At 77.3% G+C, this 16,082-nt stretch carries 14 protein-coding genes; 8 read left to right on the plus strand and 6 right to left on the minus strand.

The genetic code is table 11. The annotated features are described in order from the left end of the window. Positions 1 to 109: 109 nt before the first annotated feature. Complete coding sequence (locus tag ACZ7LB_RS20635; RefSeq protein WP_471470043.1) at positions 110 to 565, minus strand: MarR family winged helix-turn-helix transcriptional regulator; 456 nt, start codon at positions 563 to 565, stop codon at positions 110 to 112. A 107-nt stretch (positions 566 to 672) separates the two neighbouring features. Here ACZ7LB_RS20635 and ACZ7LB_RS20640 point away from each other — a divergent pair, with 107 nt between their 5' ends. The 4 genes from ACZ7LB_RS20640 to proP all read left to right on the plus strand — a co-directional run bounded on the left by ACZ7LB_RS20640 (position 673) and on the right by proP (position 5,354). Then, positions 673 to 1,365 carry a GAF and ANTAR domain-containing protein gene (locus ACZ7LB_RS20640; protein WP_471470045.1) on the plus strand — a complete coding sequence of 231 codons (693 nt, stop codon included), beginning with the start codon at positions 673 to 675 and terminating at the stop codon, positions 1,363 to 1,365. A 554-nt stretch (positions 1,366 to 1,919) separates the two neighbouring features. Then, positions 1,920 to 2,321, plus strand: coding sequence for a hypothetical protein (locus ACZ7LB_RS20645; RefSeq protein WP_471470047.1), 402 nt, complete (start codon positions 1,920 to 1,922; stop codon positions 2,319 to 2,321). Positions 2,322 to 2,851: 530 nt separating this feature from the next. Further along, positions 2,852 to 3,655: a ribonuclease BN gene (locus ACZ7LB_RS20650; RefSeq protein WP_471470049.1), complete on the plus strand. Its 804-nt coding sequence runs from the start codon at positions 2,852 to 2,854 to the stop codon at positions 3,653 to 3,655. Positions 3,656 to 3,788: 133 nt separating this feature from the next. Then, positions 3,789 to 5,354: a glycine betaine/L-proline transporter ProP gene (proP, locus tag ACZ7LB_RS20655; RefSeq protein ID WP_471470051.1), complete on the plus strand. Its 1,566-nt coding sequence runs from the start codon at positions 3,789 to 3,791 to the stop codon at positions 5,352 to 5,354. Here the strand turns inward: proP and ACZ7LB_RS20660 are convergent. Further along, entirely contained in the window at positions 5,318 to 6,247 is a 930-nt protein-coding gene (locus tag ACZ7LB_RS20660; RefSeq protein ID WP_471470053.1) for an EamA family transporter, read from the minus strand. The genes proP and ACZ7LB_RS20660 overlap by 37 nt on opposite strands. Before the next feature lie 296 nt (positions 6,248 to 6,543). On the opposite strand from ACZ7LB_RS20660, the gene ACZ7LB_RS20665 reads away from it, so the two are divergent. Next, positions 6,544 to 7,521: a peptidoglycan-binding protein gene (locus ACZ7LB_RS20665; RefSeq protein WP_471470055.1), complete on the plus strand. Its 978-nt coding sequence runs from the start codon at positions 6,544 to 6,546 to the stop codon at positions 7,519 to 7,521. Positions 7,522 to 7,639: 118 nt separating this feature from the next. Here the strand turns inward: ACZ7LB_RS20665 and ACZ7LB_RS20670 are convergent, their stop codons facing one another. The 4 genes from ACZ7LB_RS20670 to crtI are packed head-to-tail and all read right to left on the minus strand — an operon-like array spanning position 7,640 to position 11,934. Then, the gene (locus ACZ7LB_RS20670) at positions 7,640 to 8,122 is read right to left on the minus strand and encodes an MSMEG_6728 family protein (protein ID WP_471470057.1); all 483 of its coding nucleotides are present in this window, start codon (positions 8,120 to 8,122) and stop codon (positions 7,640 to 7,642) included. A gap of 25 nt (positions 8,123 to 8,147) precedes the next feature. After that, positions 8,148 to 9,248 (minus strand): DUF5914 domain-containing protein, encoded by a 1,101-nt coding sequence (locus ACZ7LB_RS20675; RefSeq protein WP_471470059.1) that lies wholly within the window; start codon positions 9,246 to 9,248, stop codon positions 8,148 to 8,150. After that, positions 9,245 to 10,417 (minus strand): phytoene/squalene synthase family protein, encoded by a 1,173-nt coding sequence (locus ACZ7LB_RS20680; RefSeq protein WP_471470061.1) that lies wholly within the window; start codon positions 10,415 to 10,417, stop codon positions 9,245 to 9,247. Before ACZ7LB_RS20680 ends, ACZ7LB_RS20675 begins: the two co-directional genes overlap by 4 nt. Further along, the gene (gene crtI, locus ACZ7LB_RS20685) at positions 10,414 to 11,934 is read right to left on the minus strand and encodes a phytoene desaturase family protein (protein ID WP_471470063.1); all 1,521 of its coding nucleotides are present in this window, start codon (positions 11,932 to 11,934) and stop codon (positions 10,414 to 10,416) included. Before crtI ends, ACZ7LB_RS20680 begins: the two co-directional genes overlap by 4 nt. Before the next feature lie 394 nt (positions 11,935 to 12,328). Between crtI and ACZ7LB_RS20690 the strand changes: the two genes are divergently transcribed. The 3 genes from ACZ7LB_RS20690 (at position 12,329) to ACZ7LB_RS20700 (ending at position 16,081) form a co-directional block, all read left to right on the plus strand. After that, entirely contained in the window at positions 12,329 to 13,525 is a 1,197-nt protein-coding gene (locus ACZ7LB_RS20690) for a lycopene cyclase family protein (RefSeq protein ID WP_471470065.1), read from the plus strand. A gap of 187 nt (positions 13,526 to 13,712) precedes the next feature. Further along, complete coding sequence (locus ACZ7LB_RS20695; RefSeq protein ID WP_471470069.1) at positions 13,713 to 14,531, plus strand: class I SAM-dependent methyltransferase; 819 nt, start codon at positions 13,713 to 13,715, stop codon at positions 14,529 to 14,531. Beyond that, on the plus strand, positions 14,528 to 16,081 hold the full coding sequence (locus tag ACZ7LB_RS20700; RefSeq protein ID WP_471470071.1) for an FAD-dependent oxidoreductase: 1,554 nt from the start codon (positions 14,528 to 14,530) through the stop codon (positions 16,079 to 16,081). The genes ACZ7LB_RS20695 and ACZ7LB_RS20700 overlap by 4 nt, the downstream gene beginning before the upstream one ends. Position 16,082 lies beyond the last annotated feature (1 nt).

Here is a 16,082-nt window from a genome sequence, read left to right on the forward strand (position 1 = left end):
GAACGGGAGGGGAGGGCGGGGGCAGCGGGGCCGCCGCCCGGCACGGTGCTCCGGACCCGGCCCGCCCTGCGGCCCCGGCCTCCCGGGCGAGGCCCCCGTACGGCACCGGTCAGACCGGGTGGTCCCGGCCGTCCTCGATCACCCGGGCCAGCGCCAGGAGCGCGGTACCGGTCGCGCGCCGCTCCGGCTCGGTCAGCTCGCCGAGGAGCCCCTGGAACGCGCGGGAGCGTTCGGCGCGGCGCTGTTCGAGGACGTCGCGCCCGGTGGGCGTCAGCCCGACGAGCACGCCCCGGCCGTCACGGGCGTCGGCGCTGCGCCGGACCAGTCCGGCGCGCTCCAGGCGGGTGACGAGCTGGGTCATGCCGGGCTGGGAGACACCCTCGGCGCGGGCCAGTTCGGTCAGCCGCTGCGGTCCCCCGCGGCTCAGCCGGGCCAGCGCCGAGGAGGCGGCGGTGCTCAGACCGCCCGCGCGGGCGCTCAGCCGCACGTATCGCACCAGGTGCTCCACGGCGGTGATCAGATCCTCCGGGGAGGTGTCCCCGGGCTCCACGGCACTCGACTCCATAAGCGCATTATGCATTTAGATGTAGCATGAAACAAGATGGTCCGACGCGCCGCTGGGCACCCGCTCCGCGAGGCCCCCCGGGGCCCGACCGGACGGGAGGCGGCGGGATGGACGAGTGGCGCGTCTTCGCGCAGCACATGGCCGCGCTCGCGCGCGACCTCCTGGCGCAGCAGTCGGTGAACGACACCCTGGAGCGGATCACGCGCGCCGCCGTCGAGCTGATGGAGGGCTGCGACGCGGCCGGCATCCTGATCCTGCGGGGCGGGCGCGTGGAGTCCCTCGCCCCGACCGAGCAGGTGGTGGTCGAGAGCGACCGGCTCCAGGAACGGCTCCGGGAGGGACCGTGCTTCGACGCCGCCCACCCCGAGACCGGGGAGCGGCGGTTCCGGATCGCCGACTTCGACGACCCGGCGACGCGCTGGCCCCGCTACGTGCCCGAGGCGCGCGGGCTGGGGCTCGGCAGCATGATGGGCATCCTGCTGTTCACCGAGGACGAGGACCTGGGCGCGCTGAACTTCTATTCCCGGAAGCGGGGCGCGTTCACCGAGGCCAGCGGGACCGCCGGGTGGCTGCTCGCCTCCCACGCCGCGGTCGCCTTCTCCAGCGCGCGCACCCACGCCCAGTTGCAGGAGGCCATCGGCACCCGGCACGTCATCGGGGAGGCCATGGGCATCCTCATGGGCCGCCACGGCCTCACCGAGGACCAGGCCTTCACGACACTGCGCCGCTACTCGCAGGACCGCAACATCAAGCTCCGCGAGGTCGCCCGGCGGGTCTGCGAGCAGGGCGGGCCGCCCTGACGTCCGACAGGGGGGCGCACCCGGTCCGGCGGGCGGGGGCCCGGCGACCGCGGCACGGCGGGGCCCCTCCTCGCCGTAGCGGACCATCCGGGCGCGCGGCACCGCGCACCCCCGCGCCGCACACACCGCGTACCCCCACGCCGCGCACCGGTCACCCCGCACCGCAGCGCGCGTCCACGCCACGCACACGCCTGCGGGGCGGCACCCCTCACCCCACCCCACCCGCCCCGCATCCCGCACCCGGCACCCGGCACCCGGCACCCGGCACCCGGCACCCGGCACCCGTGAAGCATCGTGACGGGGCGGCATCACCGCGTCCCGCCGGGCGGCGGCAGGGCCGCGCGCCCCGCACCCGCCCCCGACGCCGCGCCCCCGTGCGGTTCTCCGGCGGCGCCCACCGCCGACCGCGGACGGGAACCACGCGCTCACTCCGCGCGACCGGCCGCCCGCCACCGAGCCCCTCACCTGCCCTGTCCGGGACGTGACGTTTGCCCCTCTCCGTCCTGGTAACTCCGGGAATCCGGTGGCCGATCCCCGACTCTCCGGGAGGCGCGATGTGGAAGCGTAAGCGCAGGAAGGGGCGCCGTCCCGCTCAGCCCGTCCGTATGGAGCTGTGCGACCTGTGCGCCGACATCTTTCCCGAGAGCGAGGCGGTCCGCGGCTATGTGCCGGACTCCTCCGCCGCCCACGCCACCAACGACTGGTACGACGGGCTGCGGCTGATCACCGCCTGCTGCGACGAGCACTTCGACGTGGTCAAGGACGACTACCGGCACCGGCCCTTCGTGGAGGAGGAGCTGTGGGCCGCCAAGGTGGCACGGGCGCTGACCACCGGCCCGCCGGAGCTGTCCATGGACCAGCTCGCCGGCCGCACCGGACTGCACGAGCCGCAGATCCGCCGCGCCATCGCCTGGCACAACGAGCGGATGCGCCAGCAGCACCGCATGGACCCCTGACCCGGCCTGCCCCCGCCCGAGGGCCGCCCCCGCCCCGGTGGCGCGGGCGGCCCTCCGGCATGTCCCCCGCCCGCACGGCCGCCCTCGCACCCCCGCGCCCGTAGGCCAGGTGGCCCAGCCCCGGTACGACGCGCGGGGCGCGGATGCGCTGCGCGAGCGCGGGTGCCCGGCGTCGCCCACCGCGGGCCGGGGCGTCCACGGCCGCCGGGGGCGGAAGCGGGGCGCCGGGCGGGAGCGGGCGCCGGGGCGGACGTTCCGCGCTCCGGCCGGCGCACGCCCCTGCCCGCCCCGCGCGACCGGAGCCGCCCCGGCGCCCCGCCGGGCCGCCGTCCCCCGCCCCGGCGCCGCGAAGCCGGCCGGACGCGGACGTGCCCGGCGGGCCGTGATCGGTCACCCTGGAGTACCAGGACCCGTGCCCGGCGGTGGAGTCCGTCCCGCCGCCGCGCCCGGCACCCCCACCGTGCCCGGCACCGGCCGCTCGCGGCCCGCGCGCGACCGCCGGGACCACCAGGACCGCCCGAGGAGCACCGTTGAACCACCGGCACCGGCACGCGCCGCACCGCGTGTGGGACCGGCTGGCCGCGTCCGCCCTGATCCGGCGCGGCCGGGACCTGGAGCTGATGCACCGCGCGATGGGGTTCGCCACGCTCGCCCTGGTCACCCTGGCGCCGCTGCTGATCGTGGTGGCGGCGGCCGATCCGCTGGAACGCGGCGGCTTCGCCTCCTGGCTGGCGGACGGGATGGGCCTGTCGGGGCGGTCGGCGCGGGTGCTGACGGACATCATCAGCCCGCCCACCGAGGTCATCGGCACCACGAGCGTCTGGGGCGGCATCGCCCTGGCCGTGTTCGGCATCTCGTTCGCCTCCAGCGTGCAGAACGGCTACGAGCGGGTCTGGGGACTGCCGTCCGGACCCTGGCACCGCGTGTGGCGCCAGGCGACCTGGGTGGTGATGCTCACCGCCTACCTCTACCAGGAGGTGCAGACCCGCACGGCGCTCCAGGGCTGGACCCGCATCGCGCTCTCCACGGCCACCGGACTGCTGTTCTTCTGGTGGGCGCAGCGCTTCCTGCTGGGCGGGCAGGTCCGCTGGCGGGACCTGCTGCCGGGGGCCATCGCCACCATGGTGGGCCTGGTCGGGCTGCGCGGCTTCTCCTACCTGGTGTTCACCCCGCTCATCCTCGACAACGCGATCAGCTACGGCACCGTGGGGATCGTGCTGGTGGTGGAGTCCTGGCTGATCGGTGTGGGGTTCGTCGTCTTCGGCGGATCGATGTTCGGCCACTGGTTCTGCGAACACCACTGGTGGACCCGCCACATCGACCGCGAGGAGTGACCTCTCCGGGCACGGGCACACGGCCGCCGGGGTACGGGTTCGCGGAGGCCGTGGAGGCCCGGGCGGGGCGTCCGGGGCGGCGGTGCCGACGGGCGGCGGGCGGCCTCCCGGCGCAGAATGCGCCTGGCGGGACATGCGCGAGCGACAGGAGGGCGGCACCGTGGCCGACGCGAAGCCTGACGGCCGGTCCGGCCCTCCGGGCCCGGGGACGACGCCGAGCGCGGTGGCGGACCTGCCCCACCAGGTACGCGAGGAGCTGACCCGCCGTCTGCGGCGCCGCAGGCGGGCGCTGCGCGAGGAGGACGTGCACGTCGTCGAGGGCCCGCTGCTCAGGCGCGCGGTCGGCGCCTCGGCCCTCGGCAACTGCATGGAGTGGTTCGACTTCGGCGTCTACAGCTATCTGGCCGCCACCATCGGCAAGGTGTTCTTCCCCGGCGCCTCCCCCGCCGCCCAGGTCATCTCGTCCTTCGCGACCTTCGCCGCCGCGTTCGTGGTGCGCCCGCTCGGCGGACTGTTCTTCGGTCCGCTCGGGGACCGGGTCGGGCGGCAGAAGGTCCTCGCCACCACCATGATCATGATGGCGCTGGGCACCTTCGCGATCGGCCTGATCCCGTCGTACGCCACCATCGGCGTCGCCGCCCCGGTCCTGCTGCTGCTCGCCCGGATGGTCCAGGGCTTCTCCACCGGGGGCGAGTACGGCGGCGCCACGACCTTCGTCGCCGAGTACTCACCCGACCGGCGGCGGGGGTTCCTGTCGAGCTGGCTCGACTTCGGCACCTTCGTCGGCTACGCGCTGGGCTCGGCGCTGGTGACCGTGCTCAACCTGGCGCTGACGGACGCCCAGATGCTCTCCTGGGGCTGGCGGCTGCCGTTCCTGATCGCCGGGCCGCTCGGCGTCATCGGTCTCTACATCCGGCTGAAGCTGGAGGAGTCGCCCGCCTTCCAGCAGCAGCTGGACGCGCACGAGAAGTCCCTCGCCCAGGAGTCGGCGGGCAAGGAGCTGAAGGACGTCGTCCAGCGGCACTGGCGGCCCCTGCTGGTCTGCGTGGGCCTGGTCCTGCTCTACAACGTCACCAACTACATGGTCACCGGCTATCTGCCCACCTATCAGACGGAGACCCTGCACCGGTCCAGCGGTCTGTCGGACGTGCTGGTGCTCGCCGCCATGGTGTGGATCGTGGTGCTGATCACCTTCCTGGGACGGCTCAGCGACCACGTCGGGCGGCGCCCGCTCTACGCGGTCGGCGCCGCCGCGATGATCGTCCTGGCCGTGCCGGCCTTCCTGCTGATCCGTGCGGACGGGGTGGGGGCACCGGTCTGCGGCGTCCTGATCCTGGCCACCCTGCTGGCCTGCTTCGCCGCGCCGAGCGCCGCCACCCTCCCGGCGCTGTTCCCGACCGCCGTCCGCTACGCGGCCATGGGCATCGGCTTCAACCTCTCCGTCGCCGCGTTCGGCGGCACCACGCCGCTGGTCACCGAGGCACTGGTGAGCGCGACCGGAGACGAGCTGATGCCCGCCTACTACCTGATGCTGGCCGGGGCGATCGGCCTGGTGACGGTGCGGTTCCTGCCGGAGAGCGCGCAGGTGCCGCTCGAAGGCTCCCCGCCGATGGTCGGTTCCCAGCAGGAGCGGCGGGAGCTGCTCCATGTCTCCCGGGACCTCTACAACGCCTCCGAGGAACGCTCCGACGCCGGCTGACCCGCCGGCGCCGGGCGCCGTCGGCGCGGCAGCGGCACACCCGAGCCGAGCGCCACCCCGGCGCAGACCAGGGCGCTGCCGACGGCCTGCGCGGGACCGTAGCCGCCGGTGCCCACCAGCGGGGCGGTACAGGCCGCGGCGACCGGGATGAGTCCGGAGAACAGGGTGGCGCGCTCGGCCCCGATCCGCTGCATGCCCATGTACCAGCAGACGAAGCCGACGACGGTGACCACGGCCGCCTGCCACAGCAGCGCCCCGGTCTCGACCGCGTCCGGCCGCCGCAGCCAGCCCGTGCCGTCCATCAGCCACCCGGCCGCCGCCGACTCGGCCGCCGCGATCCCGCAGACCACGGTGGACAGCAGCCGGGGGCCCAGCGGCCGGACGACGGGCACCGCGAGGACGGCGAACCCCGTCTCCCCGGCCAGGGCGCACACCGAGAAGGCGAGCCCCGGGCCGTCGGTACGGCCCCAGCCCTGCACGGTGAACGCCCCGGCCGCCACGAACGCCGCCCCGTACAGGACGAGTCGCTGCGGGCGGCGGCCCTCCATCAGCGGCACCAGGACCGCAACCACCACGGGCGCGCAGCCCACCAGGACGCCGGGTACCGCCGGTTCCGCCGTGCGTTCGGCGGCGAGCACGGCCAGGTTGAAGCCGACCATGCCGACGGCGGCGAGCAGCGCCAGCCGGACCCACCGCCCGGGTCCGAGGGCGCGCAGCCGGGCCCCGGCACCACGGGCGGCGAGCGGGAGCAGGAGCAGGAAGGCGAGGGCGTAGCGGAGGAACTGGCCCCCGGCGTACGGGTAGTCGCCGAGCACGCTGTTGGCGGTGAAGGACGCTCCGACGAGGAGGCAGGCGAACGCGGCGAGCAGGCCGCCGCGGGTGGTGGCGTTCATGGCGACGACGCTAGGAGCGGGGGCGGTCCGGTACGGGGTCCATTCCGCCTGCCGTATCGGGGACCAATTCCGCCGCGCCGGGGGCGGACGCGCCGCTGGCGGGGCGGGCGGGCCGCGCGGTTCCCCGAGTCCGCGCCCGGCCGGCCGCGGACTCAGGGACCGCCGCCGACGACCGGTACGGGCCCTTTGGAGGGGGCCTGTGAAGATCTCACGCGCCCCTGGAACACCATCCCCACGAATGGCATGCTCTCGACAAGCAACGCGCGTAGAACCCTGACGGCGGAGGAGGACGGGACATGTGTGAACAGTGCGGTCCGGCGGACGGCGCTACGGAGGAACGGCGGGGCGTCCGGCCGACGGGCCCCTCCCGCAGACGGCTGCTGTTCGGCGCCGGTGCCGGGCTCGGGCTGGCGCTCACCGGCCCGCCCGCCCTGGTCCCCGCGGCCTCGGCGGCCCCGCTCAAGGACGGCCGGTGGTGCAACCCCGCCCAGGGCCGCTTCCCCGCGGGCGGCGGCTACGGGGCACCGCGCGGCGCCTCTCCGCACGCGGGCCAGGACGTCACCAACCCGACCGGCACCGCCGTCTACGCCGCCGCCGCCGGAACCGTGGTGCGGCGCGGCAGCGGGGTCCTGACCGGGCGCACCGGCAACGGCCTCGTCCTCTCGCACGGCGGCGGCGCGCACACCTACTACGGGCACCTCAGCGCCTTCCGCGTCGGGCTCAACGCCACGGTGGCCGCGGGGCAGCGCATCGCCGACATGGGCGCCACCGGCAATGTGACCGGCCCCCACCTGCACTTCGAGACCCACAGCGGGGGCCTGGGCGGCACGGTCGACCCGGTCCCCTACCTCGCCGCCCGGGGAGTGGCCCTGGGCGGCGGCTGGTCCGCCCTCGCCCCCGGCGCCTCCGGCGCGACGGTCAGGGCCATCCAGTACCTGATCACCCAGCGCGGGACCGCCCTGGTCGCCGACGGTGCCTACGGCTCGGTGTCGGTGGCCGCGGTCAAGAAGTTCCAGACCTCGAAGGGGCTGGTGGCCGACGGTGAGGTCGGCCCCAGGACCTGGCCGGAGCTGGTCTACACGCTCCGGAGCGGCGGCTCGGGCTCGCATGTGCGGGCACTCCAGGTGGCGCTGAACAAGCGCGGCGCGGGCCTCGCGGTCGACGGCGGCTTCGGCTCGGTGACCCACTCCGCCGTGCGCACCTTCCAGGGCCTCAACCGCCTGGTCGTCGACGGCGAGGCGGGCCCGAAGACCTGGGCGGCCCTCGTCGGGTGACGGGGGGTGAGGGCGGGAGGGGCCGGGGGCGGGCTCCCGGGCCCTCGCGTCGGGCCCGGCCGCCCCGGGCGGGCCCGACCGGCGCGCGGGCCCGGGCCCGGCGGCTCCGTCCCGGCCCTCACCGCCGCCGCTGCTCCCCCGCCCGGTCCGACCGGGGCCACACGTAGGGCAGGTCGTCCGGGACCCCGGGGAACAGCCGGGCGTAGTCACCGGGGTCCTTGCGGACCAGGGCGGAGCGGTGGCTGCGGTGGAAGCCCTCGTCGCCCAGCCACGGCGGCAGTTCCCCGGCCTCCCCCAGCTCCGTCTGCCCGCGCACCGGGGCGTCCGGCCGTCCGGCGGCGAACCCGGCGAGCAGGGAGGCGGCGCAGGTGTCCGGATGCCCCCGCTCCCGCCAGACCCGGCAGACCTCCAGGCCGTAGCGGACGAGCGCCTCCTCGTACCCGGTCCACATGCGCACCGCCGGGTGGTGGCGCCAGCCGTAGCCGGGGACCGTCAGCCCGCGCAGCACCTGGAGCGCCTCGACCCGCTGCTTGCCCAGGCGGCGCCGGTCCAGGACGAGCGCGGAGTCGCGGAAGCCGGGGTGGGGCAGGAAGGTCTGCACGGCACTCCTCGCGCGGTCGGTCCGGTCAGCCGGGGAACGTGCCGCGCTCCCTGAGCAGGCGGCGGCGTTCGGCGTAGGCGAGGTCGTCGCGCCACAGCCGTCCGGCGGCGGCCCGCATCAGGGGGCGCAGCACGGGGGCCAGGCTGCGGACGGCGGGGAAGCCCGGCCGGTCGGAGACGGCGAGGACCGCCTCGACGACGGCGGTGCGCGGACGGCCCCGGTCGTCCGGGGCGAGCGGGGTGGCGTGGCTCTCGACCACCGACCCGGCGCCCTCGCCGTGGGTGATCCGCATGACCACGGTGCGCGGGCCGGGCGCGGTGAACTCCGCGCGTACGGGCACCACGAGCCGCCCGGTGAGCCGGAAGGAGACGTCGACGACGAAGCGGTCGTCCTCCCCCGGGCCGTCTCCCTGACCGGCCCCCGCCCCCTCGCCCCCGCCGGGCCCCCGCGCCCCCTCGGCGCCGCCCGTGCCGCCCGTGCCGCCCGTGCCGCCCGTGCCGCCGGGGGCCGAGACGACGGTCAGGTCGGCGAACGAGTACGGGTGGAACCAGGCGCCGTGCCAGGGGTCGAGCCGGTTGGCGATCACGTCCTCGGGGTCGCAGACGCCGACGCCGGACCAGACGGATGCCAGGGCCGCGGGCAGCGGCGGGCGGCCGGGCAGGACGGGGGCCGGGGTGGGTGCCTCCCCGCCCACCGCGTCCAGCCGCACCCAGGCGAGGACGCCGTCGTCGTACACGGGCAGCGGCTCCCAGCCGGCGAACGCCCCGCCGTCCAGGGCGAGTCCGTGCCAGTGGCAGACCAGGGTGCCGCAGCGCACCGGGCTGTCGGCGAGCGGCGCGCCGAGGTGGGGGCAGGCGCCGGGGCCGCCGACCAGCCGCCCGCGCGCGTCCCGCCAGAGGACGACCTCGACGCCCGCGACGGTGCGGGACAGCGGGCGCCCTCCGGTCGTGCCGGGGGTGGCGCCGACGACGTACCAGTTGCCCGAGGGCCGGGCACGGGCGCGCTCCAGGGCGGCGGCGATGAGGGCGGGCCGCGCCGCGCGCCAGGTCGGGGGCTGCTGACGCCAGGGGACGGGGCGGCGGCGCAGCCGCAGCGGGTAGCGGCCCCGGCGGGGCGCGGTGGTCATCCCGCCTCCTTCGGGCCGGGGGCGGCGCGGGCGTCCGCGCGGGACGGCTCCGGCGGGACGGGCGCGGCGGAAGGGGACGGTGGACCGGTGAGGGCCGGTGGTTCCGGTGGGCCGGCGGACCCGGGCGGGGCCGGAGGCGGGGCCGGCGCGGGCGCCGGGGGCGCGGGCCGCGGGGCGGGCCGGGACACCGCGGCGGCCGGGTGGCCCGGGGCGGTCCCGGACCGGGACCGGGCGGCGGCGCGGAGCCGGGCGGCCGTCACCCGGGCCAGCCCCCGGGACGCGACCGCCGCGCGCCGCCGCCGGGGCACCACCGCGCGCCGGTGCAGCACCGCGTAGCCGCTCCGGGCGACGGCGTCGAGGATGCCCCGGTAGAGCTGGAACGCGGTGCGGACGCAGGGCCGGGCCACCGGGTCCAGCATCGCCAGACCGGGTTCGGCCTCGCGGTAGACGGCGCGGGTGAGCGCCTCGGCGTCCCGCAGCGCGGCGGTGATCCGCGCGTCGGGGCGGCCGGTGCGGCGGCTCCAGCACAGCAGGGGGCGGTCGACGCCGTGGGCGGCGAGCAGGTCCGCCGGGAGGTAGATCCGGCCCCGGTCCAGGTCCTCGCCCACGTCGCGCAGGAAGTTGGTGAGCTGGAAGGCGGTGCCCAGGGCGGCGGCGTGCGGGGCGGCCAGGGCGCGGTCGGTGACGGTGCCGAGGACGGGCAGCATCTGCAGTCCGATGACCTCGGCCGAGCCGTGCATGTAGCCGCGCAGGTCGGCGTAGGTGGCGTAGTCGGTGACGGTGAGGTCGCTGCGCATGGAGGCCATGAAGTCGGTGAAGTGGACCGGGTCGATGGCGTACCGGGCGGCGGTGTCGGCCAGGGCGAGCACCACGGGCTCGCCGGTCGCGGCGCCGCCCGCGAGGGCGCCCCGGAGCCGGGCGTCGAGCCGGGCCAGGGCGGCGGCCCGGTCGGCGGGACCGGCCGCGGCCCCGGTGTCGTCGACGAGGTCGTCGGCCCACCGGGCGAAGCCGTACAGGGCGTGCACGGCGGGTCTGCGGTCGGGCGGCAGCAGGCGGGTGGCGAGGAAGTAGGTGCGCCCGTGGCGGGCGTTGAGGCGGCGGCAGCGGGCGTAGGCGGCGCGCAGCACGGGGTCGGTGATGCCGGCGGCGTCGAGTTCGCGACGGGTCACCGGCGTCCGCCCCGGGCGGCGCGCGCGCCGGTGGCACGGGGACCGGCGATGCGGGCGGCGGCCAGCTTCCCGGAGATCAGCACCGTGGGCACGCCGACGCCGGGGGTGGTGCCGCAGCCCGCGAGGACCGCGTTGGCGGTGCCCCGGACGAGGTTGCGCGGCCGGAAGGGCCCGGTCTGGGCGAAGGTGTGGGCGACGGAGAAGGGGGTGCCCGCGGCGTGGCCCTGGGCGGCCCAGTCGGCGGGGGTGACCAGGCACTCGGCCTCGACGGCGGCGGCGATGCCGGTCATCCCCCGGCGTTCCAGCGTGGCGAGGAGCCGGTCCCGGTAGCCGGGCGCGAGGTCGTGCCAGCTCTCGGCGCCGGGGCCGACGTCGGTGTTGGGGCAGGGGGCGAGGACGTAGTGGAGGTGGCGGCCGGCCGGGGCGAGGGCGGGGTCGGCGGTGGTGGGCCGGGTGATGAGCAGGGACGGATCGGTCATCAGGGTGCCCCTCCGGGTGAGTTCGTCGAAGGTGCGGTGCCAGGCGGCGCCGAAGGAGAGCGTGTGGTGGGCGAGGTGGGGCCAGGTGCGGTCGGTCCCGGCGTGCAGGACGACGGCGGACGGGGCGTGCCGCAGCCGCAGCGGGCGGCGCGGGCGGCGGCCCAGGAGCCGGTGGGCGAGGGGCAGGTCGGGGGTGAGGACGACGGCGTCGCAGGGGATGCGGGCACCCTCGGTGATCACGGCGGTGATCCGGTCGCCGGAGCGTTCGAGCCGGGTGACGGCCTCGCCCAGGCGCAGTTCGGCCCCGGCGGCCGCGGCGGCGGCGGCCATGGCACGGGGCAGGGCGTGCATGCCGCCGCGCGGGAAGAAGACCCCGGCGACGGTGTCCATGTAGGCGATCACGGCGTAGGCGGCCAGGGCCCGCTCGGGCGCGACACCGGCGTACAGGGCCTGGAAGGAGAAGACCCGGCGGAGCCGTTCGTCGGTGAGGAACCGTCCGATGCGGGCGTCCAGCCGTCCGAAGCCGCCGAGGGCGGCGAGCCGGGCCAGGTCGGGGGTGAGCAGGCCCAGCGGCGAGTCGAAGTTGGCGTCGATGAACCGGCGCCGCTGGACGGCGTAGAGGCGGGTCAGCCAGGTGCGCAGCCGCCGGTACCCGGCCGCCTCGCGGGGGCCGGCGAACCGCTCGACCTCCGCCTCCATCGCGTCGGCGTCGGTGTGCACGTCGAGGGTGCCGCCGTCGGCGAAACGGGCCCGGTAGGCCGGGTGCACGGGCAGCAGTTCGACCCGGTCGGCGAGCCGCTCACCGACGGCCGCGAACGCCTCGTCCGCGAGGTGGGGCATGGTCAGCACGGTGGGGCCGGTGTCGAGGTGGTAGCCGCCGAGCAGGCGGCGCCCGGCCCGTCCGCCGGGCAGCGGATCGCGCTCGACGACGGTCACCCGCCGCCCGGCGCCCAGCAGGTGCAGGGCGGCCGACAGCCCCGCCAGTCCGGCACCGACCACCACCACGTGGTCGGTCGGACCGGGCACGGTACGGGTCATCGCGGCTCCCCTGGACGGACGGTGCGGACGGGACGGACGGGGACGGGGGGGACGGGGGAGGCACCGGCGCGGGCGGCGCGGCTCCGGGCGCGGGGCGGGCGGTACGGACTCCGGAGCGGGGGCGCGGGGCCCGCGCTCCCGGACGGATGGCCCGCGCCCCCGGGACGGGAGGGCGCCGCCCCGCGCCATGGTTCACCCCCGGGCCCCGGAGGGACGCCGCACCGTGCCGTGGGCCGGTGCCGCTCACCCGTCCGGCGGGCACCGGGCCCGCCCCGTCCCGCGCGGCGTCCGTCCGGAAGGGGTGCCCGGACGGAATACTCCGCCGCAGCCGAGTCGTCGTACGCCCGCCCGGCCCCGCCGTCCGGGGGCGGTGCGCGGACGCAGGGAGGTGGCCGTGGCCGAGGCGGACATCGTGATCGTGGGCGCCGGGGCGGCGGGCCTGTCGCTGGCGCACCGGCTGCCGTCGGGCACCCCGGGGCGCCCGGCGCCCGCCGTCGCCCTGATCGAACCGCCGGAGGGCCCGCTGCGGCCCCCGTCGCGCACCTGGTGCTTCTGGGAGACGGGGCCCGGCCGGTTCGACGCGGCGGTGACGGCCTCCTGGCAGTGGCTGCGGGTGCGCGGCCGGGACGGCGCGGTGGTGCTGCGGTCCATCGCGCCCGCCCGCTACAAGATGATCCGCTCGGACGACTTCGAGGCGCTGCTGCACCGCGAGCTGGAGGACCGTCCCGGCCTGGAGCGGGTGACCGCCACCGTCTCGGCGGTGTCCGCGCTGCCGGACGGCACGGCGCGGGTGCGCGGTGCCGGTCCGGCGGGGGCGCCGCTGGACCTGCGGGCCCACTGGGTCTTCGACTCCCGCCCGCCCGTCCGGCCGCCCGCCGCGCGGACCCGGCTGCTCCAGCACTTCCGCGGCTGGTTCGTGCGCGCCGCGCGGCCGGTCTTCGAGCCGGGCGTGGTCGATCTGATGGACTTCCGCACCCGCCAGCCGGAGCACGGGCTGTCCTTCGGCTACGTCCTGCCGACGGGACGGCGCACCGCGCTGGTCGAGTACACCGGCTTCGGGCCCGCCCCGCTGACGCGCGAGGCGTACGAGCGGGAGCTGTCCGAGTACACCGGCCGGGTGCTGGGGCTGGGCGCGGTGGAGGTGCTCTCGGCCGAGCAGGGGGTGATCCCGATGACGGACGGGGTGTTCGAGCGGCGGGCGGGAGGCGCCGGGTGCGTGTTCCGGATCGGGACCGCGGGCGGCGCGACCCGCCCGTCCACCGGCTACACCTTCGCCGCCGTGCAGCGCCAGTCGGAGGCGGTGGCGCGGGCGCTGCGGGCGGGGCGGTGCCCGGAGCCCCCGGCGCCGCACCCGCTCCGGGCCCGGCTGATGGACGCGGTGCTGCTGCGGGCGCTGGACACCGGCCGGGTGGACGGGCCGGAGCTGTTCCTGCGGCTGTTCGACCGGGTGCCCGCCGAACGGCTGCTTCGCTTCCTGGACGGGCGGACCCGGCTGCGCGAGGACCTCGCCGTCGGGGTCCGCACCCCCGTCCTGCCGATGCTGCGGACGGCGGCCGAACTGCCCTGGCTCCGCCGCCGCCCCGCCGGCTGACCGCGCCGCCCCACCGGCTCCCCGCCGACCGTCCACCGCCCGTCCTCCCGACCGAGCACCGCCTCCACCGCCCCATCCGCCACGGCACGACCACGACCACGCACCGGTTCGCCGCCGGGCCGCGCACGACCTCACCGGACCACCGTGGTCGAACCGCCCGCCCCACCGACCCACCGAGGAGTCACCGATGCCCCTGCTCCGCGACGCCGCGCTGACCGCCGCCTTCGACCGCGGCGCCGGCCGCTACGACCGTCTGGTCGCCCTCAACCCCGGCTACCACGCCCAACTGCGCCGCTCGGCGCGCCGGCTGGCCTTCGCGGACGGCGGCACCGGACGCCGGGTCCTCGACCTGGGCTGCGGCACGGGCGCCTCGACGGCGGCGCTGGCCGCGGCCTTCCCGTACGCCCGGATCACCGGGGTGGACGCCTCGGCGGGCATGCTGGAGCGGGCCCGGGGCAAGCCCTGGCCGGACCGGGTGCGCTTCCTGCGGGCCCCGGCGGAGGAACTGGCGGAGGCGGGGGTGGAGGGCCCGTTCGACGCGGTCTTCGCCGCCTACCTCTTCCGCAACCTCACCGATCCGGACACCGTGCTGCGGGCGGTGCGCGCCCTGCTCGCGCCGGGCGGACGGCTGGCGGCCCACGAGTTCGCGCTCACCGGGCGGCCGGCCGGCCGCCTGGTGTGGTCGGCGGTGTGCCGGGGCGTCGTCCAGCCGCTCGGCGCGGCCTGCGGCGACCGGGACCTCTACCGCCATCTGCGGCGCAGCGTCGCGGAGTTCGACACGGTGCGGGAGTTCACCGCCCGGCTCGGGCGGGCCGGGTTCGACCGGGTCCGGGTCCTGCCGCTGCCGGGCTGGCAGACGGGGATCGCCCACACCTTCCTCGCCCACGAGGGCGGCGCGACGGCCGACGGAGCGACAGCGGACGACGCGACGGCGCGCAGCACGACGGCGGGTGACGCCATGGCAGGCGGCGCGGCGGCCGGCGCGACGACGGGCGGCGCCCGGTGAAGCGGCGCGACGGCGAACGGCCACCGGGCCGGGACCGGCTCGCCCGGCGCGTCCCCCCTGCGCCGGGCCGGGAGCGGATCACCGGGGACCCGCCGTCCGTCGCCGTGGTGGGCGGGGGCATCGCCGGACTCGCCGCCGCCACCCTGCTCGCGGAGCGGGGCGCGCGCGTCGTGCTGTACGAGCGGGAGCCGGTGCTCGGGGGCCGGGTCGCCGGATGGGCCGACACCCTGCCCGACGGCATGCCCGTCACCATGAGCCGCGGCTTCCACGCCTTCTTCCGCCAGTACTACAACCTGCGCGCACTGCTGCGCCGGGCCGATCCGGCGCTGGGCATGCTGAGGGGCCTGCCGGACTATCCGCTGTGGCACGCCGACGGCCTGCGCGACGGGTTCCGCCACGTACCGCGCACACCCCCGTGGAACGCGCTCGGCTTCGCCGCCCTCAGCCCCACCTTCCGCCTGCGCGACCTGCCGTCCCTGCGGCCGTCCGCCGCGCTGCCCCTGCTCGACGTGCGCGCGGACCGGGTCCACGAGCGGTGGGACGGTACGAGTGCCCACGACCTGCTGGAGGAGCTGCGGTTCCCCGCGGCGGCCCGGCACCTGGCCTTCGAGGTCTTCTCCCGGAGCTTCTTCGCCGACCCCCGGGAGCTGTCGGCGGCCGAGATGGCCCTGATGTTCCACATCTACTTCCTGGGCTCCGGCGAGGGCCTGCTGTTCGACGTGCCCGACGAGCCGTTCCCCCGCGCCCTCTGGGACCCGCTGGCCCGCCGTCTGACCGGGCACGGGGTAGAGCTGCGGACGGGTGCGCCCGTCGAGTCGGTCCGCCCGCTGCCGTCCGGCGCGCGGCTGGTGACCGGCGCCCGGGGCGCGGACCCGTACGACGCCGTGGTCCTCGCGCTGGACACCGGGGGGCTCCGCGATCTGGTGGGCCGCTCGCCCGAGTTGGGCGACCGGGGCTGGCGGGAGCGGATGGCGCGGCTGCGGACCGCCCCGCCGTTCCTGGTCTCCCGGCTGTGGCTGGACCGGCCGCTGGCACCGGACCGGGCGGGGTTCCTCGGCACCAGTGGGTACGGCTCGCTCGACAACGTCAGTGTGCTGTCCCGGTGGGAGGGCGAGGCGGCGCGGTGGTCGGCCCGCACGGGCGGCTCGGTCGTCGAGCTGCACGCGTACGCGCTGCCCGCGACGGCCGTGCGGGACGTCGAGGAGAAGCGGCTGCTCGACCAGTTGCACCGGGTGTACCCGGAGTCGCGGCGGGCCGGGGTCGTGGCCGAGCGGCACGAGTGGCGGGCGGACTGCCCGCTGTTCCCCGTGGGCGGCCACGGGGACCGGCCCACGGTGCGCACCCCGGACCCGGTCGTCGTGGTCGCCGGGGACCTGGTCCGCACGGGACTGCCGGTCGCCCTGATGGAGCGGGCCGCCACCTCCGGGTTCCTGGCGGCGGGCGCGCTGCTGGAGCGGTGGGGGGTGACGGGCGAGACGCTGTGGACCGTGCCGGACGGAGGGCGCGGGGCGCTGCTGCGGGCCCTGGCGCGGAGCCGGCGCCCCCGCTGAA

This window comes from Streptomyces sp. NPDC107521, from assembly GCF_055598485.1.

What these genes read in the sequence shown, in the direction of transcription:
- ACZ7LB_RS20635 (WP_471470043.1), bottom strand. Translation starts at nt 565, where the DNA reads ATGGAGTCGAGTGCCGTGGAGCCCGGGGACACCTCCCCGGAGGATCTG.
- ACZ7LB_RS20640 (WP_471470045.1), top strand. Translation starts at nt 673, where the DNA reads ATGGACGAGTGGCGCGTCTTCGCGCAGCACATGGCCGCGCTCGCGCGC.
- ACZ7LB_RS20645 (WP_471470047.1), top strand. Translation starts at nt 1,920, where the DNA reads ATGTGGAAGCGTAAGCGCAGGAAGGGGCGCCGTCCCGCTCAGCCCGTC.
- proP (WP_471470051.1), top strand. Translation starts at nt 3,789, where the DNA reads ATGCGCGAGCGACAGGAGGGCGGCACCGTGGCCGACGCGAAGCCTGAC.
- ACZ7LB_RS20660 (WP_471470053.1), bottom strand. Translation starts at nt 6,247, where the DNA reads ATGAACGCCACCACCCGCGGCGGCCTGCTCGCCGCGTTCGCCTGCCTC.
- ACZ7LB_RS20665 (WP_471470055.1), top strand. Translation starts at nt 6,544, where the DNA reads ATGTGTGAACAGTGCGGTCCGGCGGACGGCGCTACGGAGGAACGGCGG.
- ACZ7LB_RS20675 (WP_471470059.1), bottom strand. Translation starts at nt 9,248, where the DNA reads ATGACCACCGCGCCCCGCCGGGGCCGCTACCCGCTGCGGCTGCGCCGC.
- crtI (WP_471470063.1), bottom strand. Translation starts at nt 11,934, where the DNA reads ATGACCCGTACCGTGCCCGGTCCGACCGACCACGTGGTGGTGGTCGGT.
- ACZ7LB_RS20695 (WP_471470069.1), top strand. Translation starts at nt 13,713, where the DNA reads ATGCCCCTGCTCCGCGACGCCGCGCTGACCGCCGCCTTCGACCGCGGC.